The organism is Frankia alni ACN14a (assembly GCF_000058485.1).
GTDB classification, from domain to species: domain Bacteria; phylum Actinomycetota; class Actinomycetes; order Frankiales; family Frankiaceae; genus Frankia; species Frankia alni.
Genome location: NC_008278.1, coordinates 2,871,946 through 2,889,164, shown reverse-complemented (window position 1 = coordinate 2,889,164; position 17,219 = coordinate 2,871,946). Strand labels below are relative to the sequence as shown.

Genomic DNA, 17,219 nt, shown 5'->3' with positions numbered 1-17,219 from the left:
CAACGGGAGCCCAGAGCGAACCCTGCAGCGGGTGCGATGAAACGATGCTGCGACTGATCGTCTGGCTGGTCCCAGCAGGGGCGACACGGCGACGATGCGAGGTCTTCGGCACGGGTGGAGCCGTGTCGATGCCCAGATCTGAGCTATGCGCCGCCCGGTCGGGCACAATCGCATGGGGAGGTTGGCGTGCATCCGTTGATCTAGGCGAGACGAGCGGAGATCCAGGCTCTGTGTCGAGGGCTCGGGATTCGGCGTCTTGACGTGTTCGGTTCCGCCGTCGGGAACTCCTTCGATCTCGACACCAGTGATGTCGATGTACTGGTTGAGTTCGACGACGCTCGCACAGGGTTCGACTACTTCGGCACCTACTTCGCCCTGAAGGAAGGGCTGGAGCAACTGCTGGGCCGTGCCGTCGATGTTGTCAGTGTCACGAGTATCCGGAACCCGTACTTCCGCGAACGGGTCATGCAGACCAAGCAGCCGCTGTATGCAGCGTGATCCGCGGAATCATGCAAATCCTTGAAGGAACCAACCAGATCCAGCGCATGGTGATCAGCCGCCACCTCGCCCGCGCCTGATCAGAGGCCATTTCCACAGCGAGGCGCCGCCACCGACCGCCGACGACGACGTCCGGCCACGCGAACGCGAACGGCAGAACCGTGAGCTGCACATGGAAAACGAGGTCCCGAAAAAGCCGCAGCGTACTTCGCCAAGGATCATCGTGAGCGACAGGTTCGAGTTCATCGATGCGGAGTACGCCACCCGCACCACCGCGAATGCCCGCACACCGGCGCCGTCCATCATCCAGATGTACGCCTGGCTTGACGTCTCCCGTTCCGGCTTCTACGTGTGGCGCGACCGCCCCGCCGCGGTGAGCTTGCCGCGCTTGTCGTCCGGTCGTTCACCGTCGGCTGGTGCCAGCGCATAGGTACGATCATGGCGCGGTAGAGTGCAGCGTTCGCCTGCCGGTTCCCGCCGCGGTTGAGCCGGTGCCAGTTCGTCTCACCGGACGATGCTGGAATCGGGCTCACTCCACACAGCTTCACGAAAGCGGATTCCGAGCGTACGCCGTCGGTGTTGTCGCCGGCGGCCGGCAGCAGCTCGGCGGCGGCGTCCGGGCGGAGGCCAACGGCTTCGACGAGCCGGGGAGCTTCCAATTCGGAAGCACTTTCCCGTCACCGAAACCTCGCAGGCGATCATCGGCGCGGGTCCGAGACCGAAGTTCACCGAGTAGGAGTGTGCCATGTCAGTGTTGGAACGGTTCCGGCTGGATGGTCGGGTCGCCGTCGTCACCGGAGCATCCTCGGGTCTCGGGGTGGATTTCGCCCGGGGCCTCGCCCAGGCGGGCGCGGACGTGGTCCTGGGCGCCCGCCGGGTCGATCGGCTCGCCACCACCGCCGAGACCGTGGAGAAGGAGGGCCGTCGCGCACTCGCGGTCGCCACCGACGTCGCCGACCCGGCCTCCTGCGACGCGCTTGTCGTCGCCGCGGTGGAAGCCTTCGGCCGCGTCGACATTCTGGTCAACAACGCCGGGATCGGCACCGCTGTCCCCGCGCTGAGAGAGACCCCGCAGCAGTTCCGCTCCGTCATCGACGTCAACCTGAACGGCTGCTACTGGATGGCCCAGGCAGCGGCCCGGGTCATGCGGCCCGGCAGCAGCATCGTCAACATCTCCAGCATCCTCGGTCTGACCACCGCCGGTCTGCCACAGGCCGCCTACGCGGCGAGCAAGGCGGGGCTGATCGGGATGACGCGGGATCTCGCCCAGCAGTGGACCGGCCGGCGCGGCATCCGGGTGAACGCCCTGGCCCCGGGCTTCTTCCGCTCCGAGATGACCGACGAGTATCAGCCGGGCTATCTCGATGCCCAGATGTCCCGCGTACTCGGCGGACGGCTCGGCGAACCGGAGGAACTGACCGCGGCGCTGGTCTTCCTGACCTCCGACGCCGGTAGTTTCGTCACCGGGCAGACACTCGCCGTAGACGGCGGCTTCACCGTGACCTGACGGCGGCGAGGTCGATCTCGGCGGCACCGGCCAGCGGGACTGCAGCCGTGACCTTGCCGATGGAGGCGTAGACGTAGGTCTTATTAATGGACTGCGGGACATAAAACCCTCTAGGGTGGCCGAAGCAGTCATGCGAGGAGACGGGAGGACGGGTGGGCGACGCCGATCAGCCGGCCATCATGATCGCGGCCGAGGGTGACATCCGGATCATCACGATCAACCGGCCCGCCGCGCACAACGCGGTCGACGCCGAGCTGCATGCCCGGCTGGCCACCGTCTGGGCCGAGATCGCGGCGGACCCCGGCGCCCGCGCCGCGATCCTTACCGGCGTGGGTGCGGACTTCTGCGCGGGCGGCGACTTTGCCTTCATGATGCAGGCGGTCGACCCCGCGGGTCGCTGGCGCGTGATGGAGGAAGGCCGCCGGATCATCGAGGAGATGCTCCGGTTTCCGCTCCCGCTGGTCGCGGCTGTGAACGGTCCCGCCGTCGGCCTCGGTGCCAGCATCGCGGTCATGTGCGACCTGGTCGTGCTGGCCGACTCCGCGTACCTCGCGGATCCCCACGTGTCGGTTGGACTCGTCGCCGGCGACGGCGGATCGGCGACCTGGCCGGCGCACGTGAGCATGCTGCACGCGAAGGAGTTCCTTCTCCTCGGAGACAGGATCGGATCGGACCGCGCGGTCGCGATGGGGCTTGCCAACAGGGTCGCGCCGGCCGCGGACCTGATGACCGTGGCCCGTGAGCTTGCGGGCCGGCTCGCCGCGCTTCCCGCGCGCGCGGCGCAGGACACCAAGCGCGCCCTGAACCTCGTACTCGAACAGAACATGGCCGCCACACGCAGCTACGCCCTCGTCGCGGAGCGATTCAGCATGGGCGACGACGACCACCAGGCCTTCCTGGCGGCGGTACGGGAGAGGCGGGCGCGCCGTCAGGCCTCGTCCTGAGGACGGGGGCCGAGTGGTGAGCTCTGTCCGCGGGACTCGTGCGTCCGCTCCCCGTGCGCTCAGCACGGCCGGCCCGGCCCGGGTGGCGGGTGACCTGGCTCTCCGGCTGATGGGCTGGCCGTCGGGCGACTGCAGGCGTGCTGACGGTCCTGGCTACTGCTTCGGGTTCAGGAACGTCCCGACCGTCTGGGCGGCCGCGCGGCCGACGATGCGTCCGGCGCGGGCGGACGGCCCGCGGGTGGCTACCGAGAGCGGGTTGGCGCCGAAGGCGTCGATCGACTCCTCGTCGGCGAACACGACGTTGGTGCGGGCCGGCGCAAGGCAGGACAGCTCCGCGCCCAGGTCACCCCACGCGCCGGGCTGGCCCGGCGGAGAGGGGGTGAGCACGAGTACCGCCTGGGCTCCCCGGGCCAGGTCGGCGTTGCTCGCCGAACGCACGCCGCCGTCGACGTAACGGCGTCCGCCGATGGTGGCCGGCGGCCAGACACCCGGCACCGCGCAGCTGGCGGTCACGGCGTCGACGAGGCCGACCCCGCAGTCGCGGGTGAACACGACGAGCTCGCCAGTGGCCGCGTCGACGGCCAGGATGCGCAGGTCCCGCACGGGCCACAGATCGCTGTCCAGCCGTCCTGCGATGACGGCGCGACGGGTCGCTTCGCTGACCGTGTCGGTGGCCAGGGCGAGGGCACCGATGCGACGGCGGCGGTCGGCGGCGTCCCTGGCCCCGCCGACCGCCGTGCCGAGCCGACTCGCCAGCTCCGTGAGGTCGAGCTCGATGTCGAGCTCGGAGGAGGAAGGGGCCAGTTGACGGTCGTAGAGGGCGGCGAGCGGGGTGTCACCGGTGATCTGTGCGGCGACCGTGGAGCCGGCCGACGTGCCGATGACGGTGTCGGCGGCCAGCAGACGCGCGGCGAGCGGTTCGTCGACGTCGGCGATCCCGCGGAGAACGCCCAGTTCCCACGCGACACCGGCCACGCCACCACCGCACAGAACCAAAGCGAAGGTCACAGTCCCCTCCCACCTTGCGCTGAGCACAGGCCGGGCCGGCCACAGCCTGTAGCTACTACGCGGCCCAGACCGAGGACCCCTGCTCTGACGACCTGTCAGTCCGAGGCAGGCAGAGTGCGCGGCGCGCGGATGGTCAAGGGCACGCCGTCAACGCTCAACGGACCGGATCCTGCCGAGGTCACGAGCAGTTCGAGCCCGAGTCCGGCGTCTTCGAAGCGCTTGCCCATCGGCAGGTCGAAAGCCAGGTCGTCGGCGGCGACGCGGTCGCCGTCAGAGTCCGACATCGGCTGACCGGCGCACGCGAGCTCGACATCGATCTTGGGCGCCCGGATGACGATCACGGACGCGGTCCCCACCCGGCTGTGCAGGCGGCTTCCGACGGACAGTTTCACGAGTCCTCCAACCCTGGGCCGGCGATGAGGCCGGCCTTCCTGAATGCGCCGACTTCCTTCGCCGAGAAGCCGAGCTCGATCAACACCTCACGCGTGTGCTCGCCGAGCGTCGGCGGTGGCCGGTCGAGGAACAGGTCCTGGTCGACGAAGTCCCAGAAGGCGCCGGGCTGGGTCAGCCGGCCGTACTCGGGGTGCTGGTAGGACACCGCCAGTCCCAGGCGCTGGTTCTCCTCGTCCCGGAGGAAGGCCAGCTCCTGCTCGGTCCGGACGAGCTCCGCCGGAACGCCACGCAGCGAGAGCTCCGCGAGCAGCTCTTCGGGCTCGCGGTCGGCGAGCGCAGCGGCGAGGTCGGAGGCGCCGCAGACGCTTCGCAGTGCGTCCTGTTGCTCGGGCGTCGTCGCAGCGACCGCGACGAACCGCTCGCCCACCGGATAGATCCGATAGTAGGGGTCGAGGCCGAACAGGTTCGGATCCACGGCCGGGACCGCGGCGACCTCGCCGGTCGTGCGGTCGAGGCAGGTCTCGCTGTTGGTCATGGTCGCCGCGGCCAGCAGTGAGGACGTCGTCCCGGTGGCACGGCCCGTTCGATCGCGTTCATAGACGGCGAGAAGCGTCGGCAGCAGCGAGGCGAGCGCCGCCTGGTGATCCATCATGCCGAAGCGGTGCCACAGCGGCGGGTTGCCCTCGCCGGCACCGGCGAGCATCCAGCCGCTGGCGGCCTGGGCGATCGGGTCGTAGCCCGGCCACGCCGACTTCTCGCCGTGCGGCCCGTAGGCGCTGACGTGGGAGAAGACGACGCCGGGGTTGACAGCTCGCACGGACGCCTCGTCGAGGCCGATCCGGTCCGCCGCGGGGCCTCGCATGTTGTGGTGCACGACGTCGGCCCAGCGGATCAACCGCCGCAGTACCTCCTTCCCCTCCGGCCGGTTGAGGTCGACCGCCAGGGACCTCTTGCCGCGTTGGGCCCCGATGAAGAGCATCTCGCTGCGGCGCATCCGCTCCCCGGTCGTCGACTCAACCTTGATGACGTCTGCGCCCAGGTCGGCCAGCAGCATCGGCGCGAGCGGGCCAGCGAGATAGGAGCCCAGGTCGAGCACGCGCATACCCGCGAGCGGCCGGGCGGCGTACGGCTCGTTCCTGACGTGGGCCGCGGGCCGGTCTGTCCAGTTCGTCCAGGACTCGTCCAGTGCGGGAGCAGGTCGTCGCACCCGGGAGGGTGGCGAGGTGGTGAAGGGCGCGGCGGCCTGACGGACCTGGCCGAGCCGGGGATGGTCGAGATCCACGACATAGTCGTTCACCCGGACCTGCTCGTCGCGGAAGACGGCGCCGAGCTCCTCGACGTACTCCGCCGGGACGTCGGTCGCGTGGAACGACTCGATCCACTCGTGCGCGGGGCGGGTCCTGAACATCCGGCGCCACAGCGCCTGCGCCTCGGCGGACGGCATCGTGCCGAAGGGCGAGTAGGGCGGCTCCTCCCCGAGCATCGCGCAGGACTCCAGGACGAGCGGGTTCTCCATGAACCCGCCGAGCGTCTGCACCCAGCGACCGTCGCTGCACTCGAAAAGCGTCATCGTGACGTAGGGCATCGCCTTGGGCAGCGGAATCTTCGCGCGCAGGAAGTCACTCGGAGACTCCGCGTCGTTCCAGAGCATCGCCAGGACGGCCAGCAGGCCCTGGTGGAGGCTGGTGTGGACCGGACCGGCCCGGCCCGTCCGCTGCCGGGTGATCAACCGGACCAGCACGCCAGCCGCCACGAGGTACGCCGTCGGCCAGCTCGCGATCGGAAAGCGCAGGAAGCACGGCCCCGGGCGGTGGCTGAGCTGCTCGTCCATCGCCCCGGACCGCGCCTGCACCAGGATCTCCGCCCACGGCCGCTCGGCGTCCAAGTGGCCGTGGGCGTACCCGATGACAGAGGCGGCGATCAGGTCGGGGAACCGGGCTCGGAGCTGGGTGTCGTCGAGGCCGTGCGCGGTGGCCTGGGCCGGCGTCAGCTCGTGGACCAGCACATCCGCCCCGGCCAGAAGCTGGTCGAGGCGGGCCCGGTCGCCGCTGTCGCCGAGGTCCAGCACGAGGCCGTCCTTGCTGCGGTTCCAGGTCTCGAAGGCCGTGGGCTGCCGGGACCGGACCGGATCGCCCGCGGGGGGCTCGATCTTCAGGACCTCCGCGCCCGCCTCCGCGAGCAGCTGGGTTGCGACCGGACCGGCCAGTCCGGTGGTCAGGTCGACGATGCGGATCCCGTCGAGGATCACTGGTCCTCCTCAAGGGCGAAGGTCGGGAGCGCCCACCCGCCGCGATGGGTGATGCGTAGCGCGACACGGTCCCCGGCCAGCAACGGCCGGCCGGGGGCCACGTCGACGAGGTGGGTCATCAGGGTCCAGCCTTCGTCCAGGTCGACGACGGCGATGACATAGGGCGTCGCGACATCCGCCACCGGGGCGCGGTGCACCACGGACCACGAGTAGAGCGAGCCGCGCCCGGCCGCCGGCGACCACGACCAGGTTGCGCTCAGGCACGTCGGGCAGACCGGCTCCGGAACGAAGAACCTGTGCCCGTTCGGGCACAGCGGCATCGTCAGCCGGCCGTCGACGAGCTCCTTCCAGAACGGCCCCCAGAGATCGTCGAAGACGGGCACAGGCAGCTCCGTCATCGGTCCGCCCCGAGGATCGCCAGTTCATAGTGCTGGGCGCCCGACCCCGCGTTGGCCACGAGGGCGTGCCGGGCCGAGACCACCTGGTTGACGGCCGTGCCCCGCAGCTGGCGCACGGCCTCGATGACGCGGATCGACATCTGCTGCGTTCCGTTCCAGGAGTGCGCGAGGCATCCGCCGTCGGGGTTGACGGGCAGCGCACCGTCGAGCTCGATGACCCCCGCGTCGACGAGGCCACCGCCGTCGCCCGCCTCGCAGAACCCGAGCGCCTCGAGCTGCCGGATGACCTCGAAGGAGCTGGGGTCGTAGACGGACAGGACGTCGATGTCGCCGCGGTCGAGGTCGGCGAGGCCGAGGGCGCGCCGCATGGCGAGCGCCCCGAGGTCACCGACCTCGCGCAGCAGGGCCGGGTTGGCGTAGGCGCCCTGGTGGTACTCCATGCCGCCCCCGCGGACGACGACCGCCTTCTGGCGCAGGTCACGGGCGCGATCGAGCGTGGTCACGACATACGCCGCCCCGCCCTCCGCCGTGAGGCAGACCTCGAGACGGTGCAGCGGCGACGCCACCATCGGCGACGCGAGGACGTCGTCGACGGTGTACGGACCGCGGCCGTGCATGACCGCCTCTTCGTTGACGTGGCCGTTGTTGCGGATCACTGCCGCGACGCGGGCGATCTGCTCGGCGGTGGTGCCGTGGTCGGCCATATGCCGCTGCGCGACCAGGGCGAAGTGCGGCACCACGTAGCAACCCCACAGGTCGCTGTAGGTGGCGCCGGAGCCGCCGGGAACCGGGCCGCCGCCGAACACGCCCGCCATGCCGCCCCCGACCACCACCACGTCGCAGAAGCCGGCCGCCACCATCGCGGTCGCCTTGAGCAGCCCGCGAGCACCGGCGTTGTCCATGATCGTGTCGCTCGACAGGGACGCCCGCCGCCCGAGCAGCCGGGCCCACGAGCTCGTCTCGCCCGCGATGCCGCCCGGGCCCGGCCAGTCGAGCAGCACCCCGTCGACGTCGGCGCGGTCCAGGCCCGCGTCGGTCAGGCAGCCCAGCACCGACTCGAGCGCCAGGTCGAAGGAGGTGCGCCCGTCGAGGCGACGCGCCTGTTCGGTGACGTGCACACCGGCGACGGCCACCGGGCGGCCGTGGGTCATGCCGATCCCTCCTGCTCGGCGAGCCATCGCTCGTGGCGGGCGAAGTGGTCGGCGTCCCGCGCCACGAGGACGGCCTCGGCCGCCGCGAGCTGCGCTCCGCTGCTCGCCAGCACAATCTGGGCCTCGATGAACCACCGATGGCCCTCCCGGCGCACGAGCGACGCCCTGCCGAGCAGCGGCCGCTCGACCGGCACCGGTCTGACGAAGCGCACCGACAGCTGACCCGTCACCGCGAGCTGCCCACGGAGCACCACGACGTGCCCGGCGAGCTCGTCGAGCACCCCGGCTGTCCAGCCGCCGTGCGCGACGTTCGGGCCGCCTTCGTGCTCGCGCGGGCAGTGCAACTCGTACGCGACGGCGTCGCCGTCGACGATCTCACTGGTGACGCCCAGGCGGCAGAGGCCGGTCCGGCGGCACGACGCGCACAGGACGACCCCGTGCGGGCCCCAGCCACGGACCGTGGTCAGCGCAGCCGTCACGCCGGGATCCGTTCGGGCAGGTCGAACAGCTCGCGCATGGTCCCCTCGGTGATGCGGTCGATGACCGCCTGGTCCACCCCGTCGAACAGCTCGTGCAGGACCTTCTGCGTGTTCGGGAAGGTCCCCTCGAGATGCGGATAGTCACTACCCCACATGACCTTGTCGTAGCCGAGGGCCTCGACCGTCGGCACCGCGCTGCGGTCATGCTGGAACGATGTGTAGACCTGCCGAAAGATGATCTCGCTCGGCAGCCGCGACAGCTTCGGGCGCACGAACATGTCGTGCTGCCGGTAGCCCTCGTCCATCCGGTCCGCCAGCGCCGGGATCCACGAGCAGCCACCCTCGGCGATGACGATCCTGAGGTCCGGGTGCCGGTCGAGGGCACCGGAGGCGACGAGATGGGTCACCACGCGCTGCCCCGGCATCGTCGTCTCGACGTAGTTGATGACGGCTCCGCCAGGACCGCGCGCCACGACGGGCGAGGCCCCGGTGCCGACGTGGAACGACAGCGCCATCCCGGCCTCGGCGGCGGCCGCCCACAGCGGCTCCCAGATCTCGTTGTTGTAGGGCATCCCGGCGGGCGGCGTCGTGGGTAGGTAGACGTGTTGGAAGCCGAGCTCCTTCGCGCGTCCCAGCTCGCTCACCGCGTCGGCGACGTCGAGCGCGCTCACGATCGCCGAGGGCAGCAGCCGCGCCGACGCGCTGGCGAAGTCCGCGGCGCACCAGTCGTTCCAGGCCCGGGCGCACTCGCGGGAGAGTTCGGCATCACTCATGTTCGAGATCCACAGGCCGCGGGACGGGAAGACGACCTCCGCCCAGACGCCCTGCTCGTCGAGGTCCTGGAGCCGAGCCGACACGTCCTCCGCGCCAGGGGGTCGCATCGCGTCGGAGAAGGAGATGGGGTCGCGCCGCATCACCTGACCGTCGACGTACACAGTCTCGCGGTTGTCGTCACGCACCGTCCACGGCGCCCGCTCGGCGAGCGCCGCGGGCAGCGCCCGCTTCCACAGGTCGAGTGGTTCGAGCACATGGGAGTCGGCCGAGCTGGCCCAGATCTTGTCGGTCATGGTTCCTCCACTGCCTAGGCGAGCCGGGCGGCCTGGTCGGCGGGCAGCACGCCGTCGGGTGCCGTGTCCGACGACGCGTCGAGGTCGCTGGGAAAGATGATCGAGCTGCGGGCGAGGTTGCCGCCGTCCGTGGCCGGCAGGCACACGCCCGACATGTACGCCGACTCGTCGCTGATCAGGAACAGGGCGGCGTTGGCGTTGTCGCGAAGAGCGGGGGGACGGGCCAGCTTCAGGGGGATCGACCCTGCGTAGGGGTCCCACGACGGCTGCGCCTGCTCGTACGACAGGCCGAGCACCTCGGCGTCGGGCGGCATCGCGAAGTTCACGCTCATGCCGTGCGCGGGGCACAGCGCGTTGGCCCGGATGCCGAACCGCCCCAGATCGAGCGACAGGGACTTTACCAGACCGTTGACCCCGTGCTTGGCGGCGACGTAGCCCGGGAAGCCGGGGTAGGCGACCAGCCCGGCCATCGAAGAGACCGCGAGGATCGTCCCCGCCCGGTTCGCCTTCATGTGCGGTACCACGGCGCGCGCCGCGTGGTACACGCCGAAGAGGTTGGTCGACACGACGTCCACGAACGACTCGAGCGTGGCCTCCTCGAACGGTGTCGCGCCGAACCCCTCTTCCGGAATGCCGGCCGAGCACATGAGCGCGTCGACCCGCCCGTAGGTCGCCACCGCCGCGGCGACGGCGGCCGCACAGTCCTTCGGGTCGCGGACGTCGCAGGGCGTGCCGGTGACATCCCCGCCGGCCGCCTTGATCTCGCCGACGACACGTTCGACCCGCTCGGGACGCACGTCGGTGACAACCACGCGCGCACCCTCGGCGGAGAACAGGTGGGCGCTCTCGCGACCCAGACCGGAGCCGGCGCCGGTCAGCAGGACGGTCTTGCCGTCGAGCCGGCCGGTCATGCCGACACCTGCGGGTACGCGATCGTCTTGGCCTGCAGATACTCCCGGAAGCCGTCCTCGCCGTGCTCGCGGCCGACGCCGCTGACGCCGTAGCCGCCGAACGGCGTGTCCGGCGACAGGTAGAACGCGGGCCCGAGGTTGACGGTGCCGGTACGCAGCCGTCGGGCGATGCGCCAGGCGCGTTCGGGGTCGGAGGTCTGCACGTAGCCCGACAGCCCGTAGACCGAGTTGTTCGCCACCCGGACGGCCTCGTCGTCATCGCCGTCGTACCGCACGACCGTGAGCACCGGCCCGAACACCTCGGTCTGCGCGATCTCGTCGTCCTCGCCCACATCGGCGACGACCGTCGGGAGGTACCAGAATCCCTTCCCGCCCCGGTCACCGCGCTCACCGCCGACGAGCACGCGCGCCCCGGCGTCGCGCGCCCGGTCCACCAGCGCGGCCATCCGGTCGAGCTGTTCCCGGCGGATGATCGGTCCGACCACGTTGCCCGAGTCACGGGGATCACCCCACGGCAGGACGCCGACGATCGCCGCGAGGCGCTCGAGCACCTCGTCGTACACGGAGGCGTGCACGACCATGCGGGTCGCCAGCGCGCAACCCTGACCGCTCGAACTCATGCACATCGCGACGCCGAGACCGGTGGCCTGATCGAGGTCGGCGTCGTCGAGGATGAGGTTGGCCGACTTCCCGCCCAGTTCGAGACACGCCTTACGGATGCCGACCGCGGCCCGCTCGGCGATGCGCCGTCCGACCGCGGGCGAGCCGGTGAAGTGGAACATGTCGACGCGGGGATCTGCCGTCAGCGCCTCGCCGGCGATGGCCTTGTCGGCGGAGCTGATCACGTTCACCACGCCCGCCGGGATCTCGGTGTGCTCCGCCACGATCCGGGCGAGGGCAGCGCCCGACAGCGGGGTGTCGGGCGCCGTCTTGAGCACCACGGTGTTCCCGGTCGCGAGCGCGTGGTCGACCTTCCACAGGTCGGTCATGAAGGGCGCGTTCCAGGGCGTGATGGCTCCGACGACGCCGTACGGCTCGTACCGCACCCGGCGAAGGCTCTGCATGCCCAGCAACGAGAAGGCCGGGAAGTCGGTCTCCCAGGGAAAGCGGCCGATCAGGTCGTTGAACCACGACATGTTCTCGATCTGGGCCTCCACGTGGGAGTCGAGCACGCTCGAGCAGATGCCCGCCTCCGCCATCTGGAGGGCCCGGATCTCCTGCGTCTCCTTGCGCAGACCGACCTGGAGTTGCTGCAGGCACCGCTGCCGCAGCTCGTGGTCGGTCGCCCACGACGTGGTGTCGGCGGCGTCGCGTGCGGCGGCCACCGCGTCAGAGACGTCCTCGGCGTCCGCGTCGGCCGCGGTGGCGACGACCGACTCGTCGCAAGGATCCACGACGTCGAAACGCCGGCCAGAGCGGGCCTCGCGGAAGGATCCGCCGATGAACAGCCGACCCTCGTACTCATCGTGAGCCACGTCGTCTCCCAACTTTGCACGGTGTACGGAACAGGCATCCGCAGCGCTGCCACCGGCCGCCCGAAGGCCGGTCGGCGGGTCGCCCGCCGACCTCAGTCGCCACCATGTCCGCCCGACCTAAGCGGTCCACCCGACCTTCGCGACCACTGCAGGCAGAGGTCGGGCTTGCGCACCTTGCCGGACGGAGTGCGGGGCAGCGCCTCGTCGACGAGCAGGACGGACTCGGGCCACTTCTGCCTGGCCACCCTCGCTGCGTCGAGATGGCGTCGGACGTCCTCGAGCGTCACCTCACGACCGGCGACCGGTACGACGGCGACGCACACCCGCTCGCCGGTCCGCGCATCGGGCACGCCGATGACCGAGAGTTCCCGGGCCCCGGGAAGCCCGTCGAGCGCGGCCTCCACCTCGGCGGCGCTGATGTTGATCCCGGCGCGGATGACGATGTCTTTCTTGCGGTCCACAAGCCGGAGCCAGCGGCCGCTTGCATCCTCCTCGACGACCCCGATGTCACCGGTCGCGAAGTAGCCGTCCTCGTTCGTCGCGCTGCCCGCGGCTCCGAGGTAACCGCTGAACAGATCGGGGCCGCGGCTGTGGATCTCGCCCTGCGCTCCGACGGCCACGAGCGCGCCATCGTCGTCGAGAAGCCGCAGCTCGACCCCGGGGAGGATGCGCCCGTCGGTCGTCAACCGCGCTCGACTGCCGTCCGAACTCGCGGACAGGCTGATCGACGGATGTTCCGTGCACCCATAGCCCCGTGTCACGGCGACACCCGCGCTCTCGAGCCGTTCGGCGAGCGCCCTGGACACCGGGGCCCCGCCGAGGCTCGCCGTGTCCATGAGACGGAGGTGGTCCGGCCTCAGGCTCGGCTCGTCCAGCAGCGACGTCGCGAACACCGGCGCGTACAGCGCCGGCGGCAGCTTTAGCTCGTCCATCAGCGCCACGACCGAGGGGGGAGACCAGACGTCGAGGAGATGGATGTCCTCGCCGCGGACGGGTGGGACGAGAGCGGTGGCGAGCATGCCCGTGACATGGGACAGCGGAGCTGCCGCCAGCCGGGCGCCGGACGGTAGGGACGGTGCCATGTGGAAGCGAACCTCGAAGGCGAGCGCCTGATGGCTGAGGACGACGCCCTTCGGCTCCGCGGTCGTCCCGCTGGTCCAGGTGACGGCCGCCGGCGCCTCGGGATCGATGCGGGGCAGGTCCCCGGCTCGCTTCGAGTGCCCCACGGCGCCGGCGTACGGCGTCGCCCACGAGGGGATGGGACCGTCGCCCACAACGATCACCTCGCCAAGTGCGGGAAGCTGCTCGCGCAGCCCGGCGACCTCGTCGATGGGACGCCGGCCGCGCACCTGTTCGGCCACGACCAGGCAGCGGGCCTCGCTTCGTCGCAGGATCCCGGTCAACTCGTGCTCGCGGTAGTACGGCGCGATCGGCACGAGCACCGCGCCGCGCAGAAGGGCGCCGACGAAGCAGACCAGCGCCTCCGACCAGTTCGGCAGTTGGAACGCAAGGGCATCGCCCTGGCGCACGCCCACGGACTCCAGGTGGGCGGCGAGGGCTCGCCCACCGTCGAGCACCTCCGCGTAGGTCAGGCAGGACGGATGGGTCGCCGAATGCGTGCGCACGACACTGCGGGGCGAGCCGCCGAACCCCTGGACCGCGACATCCACCAGCGTGCGGCCGTCCCACCACCCTGCCTCGCGGTAGTGGCGCCGCAGCTCGGGCGGGACCGTCCAGGCCGGTAAGCGGCTCCCACTCATGGCCGAGCGAGGATCGTGATCGCGGCGGTACCAGGAGCACCGTAGAGATGCGCATAGCCGATCCGCGGCTCGTTCGGCACCTGCCGCTTGCCGGCCCGGCCGCGCAGCTGGGTCACAAGCTCGTGGATCTGGCGGAGACCCGACGCGCCGACCGGCTCGCCGTTCGCGAGTAGCCCGCCGTCGGTGTTGACCGGGAGGCCACCGTCGATCTCGGTCCAGCCCGTGGCGACGAGCTTCTCCTGGTCGCCGTGCTCGCAGAAGCCGTTCTCGGCCATGTGGATGACTTCGGACCCGGCGTCGGTGTCCTGAAGCTGGGCCACGTCGACCTCGGAGGGGCCGATACCCGCCTTCTCGTACGCCTCGCGTGAGGCGTCGACCGTCACGCTCTCGACCTCGGCGAGCGGCAACGAGGTGCTCATGATCTCGAAGGCACCTTCGCGGCGGCTGCGCAACGCCGTGGAGAGGACCCTGATCGGGGTGCCCGAGTAGCTGCTCGCACTGCTGCTCCGCGTGACGAGTACGGCCGCCGCGCCCTCGTTGGGCCCGCAGTACATGTACTGGGTGAGCGGGGAGTTCAGCAGCTCGGAGCCCAGGATCTCGTCCTCCGAGAGCGGCTTGCGCCGCCAGGCGTCGGGGTTGCGGGCACCGTTGCGGAAGCTCTTGGCGGCCACCCGTGCCAGCGTCCTCGCAGTCACGCCGTACAGGTGCAGGTAGCGGGTTGCCTTCATCCCGAAAAACTGCGTGGTGAGGTACAGGCCGGCCTGGCCGTACCACGCTGGTAGTCCAGAGACGGAGGGATCGGCCACGAAGGCGCCGCGCGGGTGCTTGTCGAGTCCGACCGCCAGGGCCAGGTCGCATTCGCCGCGCTCGACCGCGGAGACGGCGGCATACAGCGCGGTGTTGCCGGTAGCGCACCCGTTGAAGACCGATCGAGCGGGCACGCCGGTGAGACCCAGCCTGGCGACCAGAGCCTCCGGGCAGTCGACCTCGAGTGAACCGGTGAACATCGCTCCCACGTCGGACCACCTGGCCCCGGCGTCGACGAGGGCCCGCCGTGCCGCCTCGGCTCCCAGGTCGAGCGCGCTGAGTTCGGCGTACCGACCGAAGGGGAACAGCCCCGTACCGATGATCGACACGTCCGACATCAGGAGACCTCCTCGACGGGGGAAAAGGCGAACGTCACGACATCCCGGCCCTGCGTGTCCTGACCGAAGGGCTCCATGACGAGCTCCATCTCCTGACCGATCCGGAGCCTGTCGGGGTCCGCTTCGGTGATCCGCGTCTGGATCTTCAGGAAGCCCGGCAGCTCGATGTAGCCCACGGTGAACGGCCTGAAGTTCTCCTCGCTGAACGCCGTGGTGGAGTCCTTCGAGGCCGGTGGGCGGAACCGCTGGGTGGTGAACGTCCAGAGGTTTCCGCGCCGAGGTAGCCGAATCTCCTCGGTCTCGACGAGGCTGCCGTCGTCAGCCATCACGTGCTCCGGTCGCGGGAACAGGACGCGGTCAGTGCCGGGCACCCTTCCCGCGATCAGCTCGGGCTCGTCCGCGGGCCACGTGAACAGGCCTTCGGCCAGGGGGATCGGTGCGCTCACCGCTCAGTCCTTCACGTCCGGGATTATTGGACTCGGGAACAGTAACCCGCCGGAGGCTGTCGGAGCAATGCGCTGGTAGGACTTTGTTCGATGACTGAAAGCAGTCATACAACTACTTTCCGTTCGGATTGAGGGTGGGGTGACAGGCGCCGGTCCAGGGCTCGGCGCGTGATCTCCTCCGGTCCGGTGCGGGTCTCAGTGCCCGGTGAAGTCCGGGGCGCGCTTCTCCCGGAAGGCACGCAGACCCTCCTGGGCATCCTCGCTCGTGTTCACGAACATGACGGCGAGGGCGGCGTCGGAGAACGACTGTTCCAGGGTGCTCGTCGCCCCGTCGCGCAGCAGCCGCTTCGCGACCCGAAGCGCGAGCGGGGACCGGGCGGCGAAGGCGCTCGCGAGGTCGAGCGCGACCTGCGCGAGCTCGCCGTCGGGTACCACCTCGTCCACCAGTCCCAGCTCGCGCGCCCGCGCCGCGCCGTAGACCTCGCCGAGGGCGACCATGCGGTAGGCGGCGCCGTGGCCCATGACGCGCGGGAACAGCCAGGCGCCGCCCTCGTCGGGCAGCAGCCCCACGCGAGAGCTGGTGTCGCCGAGCTTCGCCGACTCGCCCGCGACACGCAGGTCCGCGGTAAGCGCCAGGGTGAGCCCGCCCGCCACCGCGGCTCCGTTCACGGCCGCGATGACGGGCTTGTCGAGGGCGAGCAGGTCGCGCACCACCGCGTGCAGGTCGTGCTTCAGGTTCTGCGCCCGGCCGAGCTGGCCGGCGAGCTCGGCGGCGAGCCTCGGGTCGTCACCGCCGATGTCTCCTCCCGCGCAGAACCCCCGCCCGGCACCGGTCAGGACGAGGACCCTCACGGTGTCGTCCCGGTCGAAGCGATCGATCGCCGCCCGCAGGTCGGCGCACATCTGGCTGTTGTAGGCGTTCATCCGGTCCGGCCGGTCCAGCCAGAGGCGCACGACGTTGGGGGCCGCGTCCTCCCATCGCACCGTCGCGTACTCGTCGAACAGATCATCGCCGGACATGTGTTGTCTCGCTTTCCTGGCGGCGCGTCACGGAGATCACGCCGGCATGCGCTGTCGGACCTGGCGGGGGCGTTCTACTCTGGGTTCTGTGACGGTCGCGCGGCAGGAATCGACCGCAAGGCGGGGGCCGGGCCGCCCCCGCGACGAGGAGCTCGCGCAGCGTGTCCGCACGGCGGCGCGCGAGGAAGTCGCGGAGCTCGGGACCTATGAGGTGACGCTGGCGTCGATCGCGCGGCGCGCCGGGGTCGCCAAGAGCACCGTCTACCTGCGGTGGCCGAGCGTGATGGACCTGCTCGCGGAGGCACTCGTCGAGGTCTCCCAGTTCAAGCTGCTGCCCTCGAAGGGCGACCTGCGCGCCGATCTCCTCCAGCTCGGCGAGCAGGTCGTCCGGGTCTCGATGGTGACGCCGCTGTTGGAACTGCACATGCATTTCGTCGCGATGGGAGCCGCGGCTCCGGGGGTCTACCGGCGGTTTCAGAGCTACGACATGGCACTTGGCATCGCCCGCGGCAAGGAGATCTTCCTGCTGGCCCGCGAGCGGGGCGAGATCGGCCGGAACATCAACCTCGACACGGCCGCGAGCGCGTTCATGGGTGCCCTGCTCATGAACGCGCTGCTGGGGACCAAGACCTCCACCCCCGACCAGAAAATGATCAAAAACGTGGTCGACCTGTTCGTCGCCGGGCTCGTCCACGCCTGACGCCGCGAGGCTCGTCCTTGCCGCCACTCCGAGGTTATCGTACCGTCGTCCACTAATTGCCCCTGCGGC

18 protein-coding genes and 1 pseudogene are annotated in these 17,219 nt (G+C 70.5%); 5 read left to right on the top strand and 14 right to left on the bottom strand.

Translation table 11 applies throughout. The annotated features are described in order from the left end of the window. Positions 1–219 precede the first annotated feature (219 nt). Both FRAAL_RS11530 and FRAAL_RS36340 read left to right on the top strand, forming a co-directional pair. A complete protein-coding gene (locus tag FRAAL_RS11530; RefSeq protein ID WP_083866769.1) occupies positions 220–498 on the top strand; it encodes a nucleotidyltransferase family protein in 279 nt (92 codons plus the stop codon). A 172-nt stretch (positions 499–670) separates the two neighbouring features. After that, on the top strand, positions 671–928 hold the full coding sequence (locus FRAAL_RS36340; RefSeq protein WP_011603796.1) for a hypothetical protein: 258 nt from the start codon (positions 671–673) through the stop codon (positions 926–928). Between the two features lie 31 nt (positions 929–959). On the opposite strand, the pseudogene FRAAL_RS36335 reads toward FRAAL_RS36340, so the two are convergent. Beyond that, positions 960–1,157: pseudogene (locus FRAAL_RS36335) on the bottom strand (transposase); the annotation flags it as partial. An 86-nt stretch (positions 1,158–1,243) separates the two neighbouring features. On the opposite strand from FRAAL_RS36335, the gene FRAAL_RS11520 reads away from it, so the two are divergent. Together FRAAL_RS11520 and FRAAL_RS11515 are read left to right on the top strand one after the other, a co-directional pair. Then, positions 1,244–2,005 (top strand): SDR family NAD(P)-dependent oxidoreductase, encoded by a 762-nt coding sequence (locus FRAAL_RS11520; protein ID WP_011603795.1) that lies wholly within the window; start codon positions 1,244–1,246, stop codon positions 2,003–2,005. 152 nt (positions 2,006–2,157) lie between these two features. Then, on the top strand, positions 2,158–2,949 hold the full coding sequence (locus FRAAL_RS11515; protein WP_011603794.1) for an enoyl-CoA hydratase/isomerase family protein: 792 nt from the start codon (positions 2,158–2,160) through the stop codon (positions 2,947–2,949). Between the two features lie 153 nt (positions 2,950–3,102). Here the strand turns inward: FRAAL_RS11515 and FRAAL_RS11510 are convergent, their stop codons facing one another. The 13 genes from FRAAL_RS11510 to FRAAL_RS11450 all read right to left on the bottom strand — a co-directional run bounded on the left by FRAAL_RS11510 (position 3,103) and on the right by FRAAL_RS11450 (position 16,450). After that, positions 3,103–3,957, bottom strand: coding sequence for a patatin-like phospholipase family protein (locus FRAAL_RS11510; protein ID WP_041939171.1), 855 nt, complete (start codon positions 3,955–3,957; stop codon positions 3,103–3,105). A gap of 95 nt (positions 3,958–4,052) precedes the next feature. Then, positions 4,053–4,349, bottom strand: a complete 297-nt coding sequence (locus tag FRAAL_RS11505) for a hypothetical protein (RefSeq protein WP_011603792.1) — start codon at positions 4,347–4,349, stop codon at positions 4,053–4,055. Continuing rightward, positions 4,346–6,598 (bottom strand): CoA transferase, encoded by a 2,253-nt coding sequence (locus tag FRAAL_RS11500; protein ID WP_011603791.1) that lies wholly within the window; start codon positions 6,596–6,598, stop codon positions 4,346–4,348. The genes FRAAL_RS11505 and FRAAL_RS11500 overlap by 4 nt, the downstream gene beginning before the upstream one ends. Next, positions 6,595–6,996, bottom strand: coding sequence for a Zn-ribbon domain-containing OB-fold protein (locus FRAAL_RS11495; RefSeq protein ID WP_011603790.1), 402 nt, complete (start codon positions 6,994–6,996; stop codon positions 6,595–6,597). Before FRAAL_RS11495 ends, FRAAL_RS11500 begins: the two co-directional genes overlap by 4 nt. After that, positions 6,993–8,147 carry a thiolase family protein gene (locus FRAAL_RS11490; RefSeq protein ID WP_041939170.1) on the bottom strand — a complete coding sequence of 385 codons (1,155 nt, stop codon included), beginning with the start codon at positions 8,145–8,147 and terminating at the stop codon, positions 6,993–6,995. Before FRAAL_RS11490 ends, FRAAL_RS11495 begins: the two co-directional genes overlap by 4 nt. Beyond that, the gene (locus FRAAL_RS11485) at positions 8,144–8,626 is read right to left on the bottom strand and encodes a PaaI family thioesterase (RefSeq protein ID WP_231861612.1); all 483 of its coding nucleotides are present in this window, start codon (positions 8,624–8,626) and stop codon (positions 8,144–8,146) included. The genes FRAAL_RS11490 and FRAAL_RS11485 overlap by 4 nt, the downstream gene beginning before the upstream one ends. Further along, the gene (locus FRAAL_RS11480; protein ID WP_011603787.1) at positions 8,623–9,693 is read right to left on the bottom strand and encodes an amidohydrolase family protein; all 1,071 of its coding nucleotides are present in this window, start codon (positions 9,691–9,693) and stop codon (positions 8,623–8,625) included. The genes FRAAL_RS11485 and FRAAL_RS11480 overlap by 4 nt, the downstream gene beginning before the upstream one ends. Positions 9,694–9,707: 14 nt before the next feature. After that, on the bottom strand, positions 9,708–10,604 hold the full coding sequence (locus FRAAL_RS11475; RefSeq protein ID WP_011603786.1) for an SDR family NAD(P)-dependent oxidoreductase: 897 nt from the start codon (positions 10,602–10,604) through the stop codon (positions 9,708–9,710). Then, positions 10,601–12,079 carry an aldehyde dehydrogenase family protein gene (locus FRAAL_RS11470; protein ID WP_041939169.1) on the bottom strand — a complete coding sequence of 493 codons (1,479 nt, stop codon included), beginning with the start codon at positions 12,077–12,079 and terminating at the stop codon, positions 10,601–10,603. Before FRAAL_RS11470 ends, FRAAL_RS11475 begins: the two co-directional genes overlap by 4 nt. Positions 12,080–12,171: 92 nt before the next feature. Beyond that, entirely contained in the window at positions 12,172–13,839 is a 1,668-nt protein-coding gene (locus FRAAL_RS11465) for an AMP-binding protein (protein ID WP_011603784.1), read from the bottom strand. Continuing rightward, positions 13,836–14,984 carry a thiolase family protein gene (locus tag FRAAL_RS11460; RefSeq protein WP_011603783.1) on the bottom strand — a complete coding sequence of 383 codons (1,149 nt, stop codon included), beginning with the start codon at positions 14,982–14,984 and terminating at the stop codon, positions 13,836–13,838. Before FRAAL_RS11460 ends, FRAAL_RS11465 begins: the two co-directional genes overlap by 4 nt. Further along, on the bottom strand, positions 14,984–15,430 hold the full coding sequence (locus FRAAL_RS11455) for a Zn-ribbon domain-containing OB-fold protein (protein ID WP_011603782.1): 447 nt from the start codon (positions 15,428–15,430) through the stop codon (positions 14,984–14,986). The genes FRAAL_RS11460 and FRAAL_RS11455 overlap by 1 nt, the downstream gene beginning before the upstream one ends. A 195-nt stretch (positions 15,431–15,625) precedes the next feature. After that, positions 15,626–16,450 carry an enoyl-CoA hydratase/isomerase family protein gene (locus FRAAL_RS11450; RefSeq protein ID WP_011603781.1) on the bottom strand — a complete coding sequence of 275 codons (825 nt, stop codon included), beginning with the start codon at positions 16,448–16,450 and terminating at the stop codon, positions 15,626–15,628. A gap of 88 nt (positions 16,451–16,538) precedes the next feature. Between FRAAL_RS11450 and FRAAL_RS30385 the strand changes: the two genes are divergently transcribed. Beyond that, positions 16,539–17,150, top strand: coding sequence for a TetR/AcrR family transcriptional regulator (locus FRAAL_RS30385; protein WP_011603780.1), 612 nt, complete (start codon positions 16,539–16,541; stop codon positions 17,148–17,150). Positions 17,151–17,219 lie beyond the last annotated feature (69 nt).

Bases quoted from the DNA above. Each gene is read 5' to 3' on its own strand.
- FRAAL_RS36340 (WP_011603796.1), top strand. From the start codon at position 671: ATGGAAAACGAGGTCCCGAAAAAGCCGCAGCGTACTTCGCCAAGGATC.
- FRAAL_RS11520 (WP_011603795.1), top strand. From the start codon at position 1,244: ATGTCAGTGTTGGAACGGTTCCGGCTGGATGGTCGGGTCGCCGTCGTC.
- FRAAL_RS11495 (WP_011603790.1), bottom strand. From the start codon at position 6,996: ATGACGGAGCTGCCTGTGCCCGTCTTCGACGATCTCTGGGGGCCGTTC.
- FRAAL_RS11490 (WP_041939170.1), bottom strand. From the start codon at position 8,147: ATGACCCACGGCCGCCCGGTGGCCGTCGCCGGTGTGCACGTCACCGAA.
- FRAAL_RS11480 (WP_011603787.1), bottom strand. From the start codon at position 9,693: ATGACCGACAAGATCTGGGCCAGCTCGGCCGACTCCCATGTGCTCGAA.
- FRAAL_RS11475 (WP_011603786.1), bottom strand. From the start codon at position 10,604: ATGACCGGCCGGCTCGACGGCAAGACCGTCCTGCTGACCGGCGCCGGC.
- FRAAL_RS11465 (WP_011603784.1), bottom strand. From the start codon at position 13,839: ATGAGTGGGAGCCGCTTACCGGCCTGGACGGTCCCGCCCGAGCTGCGG.
- FRAAL_RS11460 (WP_011603783.1), bottom strand. From the start codon at position 14,984: ATGTCGGACGTGTCGATCATCGGTACGGGGCTGTTCCCCTTCGGTCGG.
- FRAAL_RS11450 (WP_011603781.1), bottom strand. From the start codon at position 16,450: ATGTCCGGCGATGATCTGTTCGACGAGTACGCGACGGTGCGATGGGAG.